This window comes from Allomesorhizobium camelthorni, from assembly GCF_011045125.1.
Lineage (GTDB): Bacteria > Pseudomonadota > Alphaproteobacteria > Rhizobiales > Rhizobiaceae > Allomesorhizobium > Allomesorhizobium camelthorni.
The window spans coordinates 1-1,553 of record NZ_JAAKZF010000235.1; the positions used below are offsets into that span (position 1 = coordinate 1).

Below are 1,553 nucleotides of genomic sequence, written 5' to 3' on the forward strand. Positions count from 1 at the left end.
GAGTCGGCCGTGAACAATGACGCGTATCAGGCTGCGAGCGGTTTCGGTCGGCTGTGGATGACGGCGATGAGCAGCCACAAAAGCTGCCTGAACCAGTTGAGCAGGAGCGAGAAGTTGTAGCCTGCGGCGGCGAGGATGGCGTTGACTGCATCGCCCTGTTCGCCAGCGAGGTAGTTGCGGCCCATGCGGTGCTCGGCCTTGATGTGGCCGATCACAGGCTCGATCGCCGAGCGTCTTCGCATTTCGCGCTTGATGGCCGGTGTGACGCGCCGCTTCTGGCCGGCGGTGAAGACCCTGAACTCGTGGCTCTGTGGCGCATTGTGGCCGCGGTATCCGGCATCGGCCAGGATGCGGCCGATCTCATTGCCGATGGTCTTTTCCATCTCGGGGATGACGCTCGCGAGCGTGTGGCCGTCATAAGGATTGCCCGGCAGCGCTTTCGCGTGCAGGGCGAACTGGCCGCCCTTCGAGCGCTGCAGCGTGGTGGCGACCGACACCTTGACGCCGAACTCGTAAGGCGCATGCGCCTTGCCCTTGCCGATGCACTCGACCTCGTGAGCGTGCAGGCTGTAGATCTTGCGGCCGCGTTGGCGCTGACGTTGCTTCAGGACCGTCGAAGCCTGGTAGAGCGGCCATCTGAAGATCGCGTCCAACTCCTCTTCGCCGTCGATCTGGCGCTCTATGTCGCGAATGGTGCGGCCGAGATAGGTCTTCAGCTTGCGCAGCGCCTTGTTGGCCCGCTTGAACTGCTTGGCGTGCGCATAGCGCTGGTGCTTGATCAGCGCCAGCTTGCCGACCCGCACATAGGTCTGGCGCAAATCCAGCCCTGCCTGTCTGGCCAGCCGCACCAGCCGTTCGCGCGCCCGGTGGATGAGCTTGGCATCGGTCGGGAACATCACGTTCTTCGGCTGCACGGTGGTATCCACGATCACCCGGCGCGTGTCGGCCGGCTTCATCGCCCCGGTATTGACCGCAATGCTGAGGCTTTCCTGCAGCAGAGCCGTGACCCGCTCCTCGCCCATGCGCTGGCGCCAGCGCGTCATCGACGAGCGATCGAAGGGGAGTTCGTGGCGGAAGAACTCCTCGCCGCACAGATACTGGAAGTAGGGGTTCTCCACCCAGCGGGCGCACATCTCCTCGTCCGACAAGTTGAAGGTGTGCTTCAGGATCGCCAGGCCCGCCATCAGCCGTGTCGGCAGCGGCGGCATGCCAGGTCCGTCCGAATAGACCGCACCGAAGCGCTCCTCCAGCACCGGCCAGTCGATCGCCTGCGCCAGCCGCACCAGCTCGTGCTTCATGTTGATGATCTGATCGAGCCTGGAGCGGAACAGGTCCTGCTCTCCCGTCTCGCGCTTCTCGCGTGGCCTGGACACCGCAGTTCCCTCGATTCGCCTCGCCAAAACGAGTGAATCATGCCTCGGCGCACAAGGGAATCGCAAAACCGAATTGCAAGAAAACAGCGGTCGAACACCGCAAATCCTGCAATTCCAAAGCTGCCATCTGCGCTATTCAGAAAGCCAGATCAACGGCTTGCAGATAGTTCACGGTCGACT

Annotated in this window: 1 protein-coding gene; it reads right to left on the reverse strand. The window is 63.0% G+C overall.

Annotated elements, in window-relative coordinates; all coding sequences use genetic code 11:
* Positions 1-26: 26 nt before the first annotated feature.
* Positions 27-1,373, reverse strand: coding sequence for an IS5 family transposase (locus tag G6N73_RS35550; protein WP_165034522.1), 1,347 nt, complete (start codon positions 1,371-1,373; stop codon positions 27-29).
* Positions 1,374-1,553 lie beyond the last annotated feature (180 nt).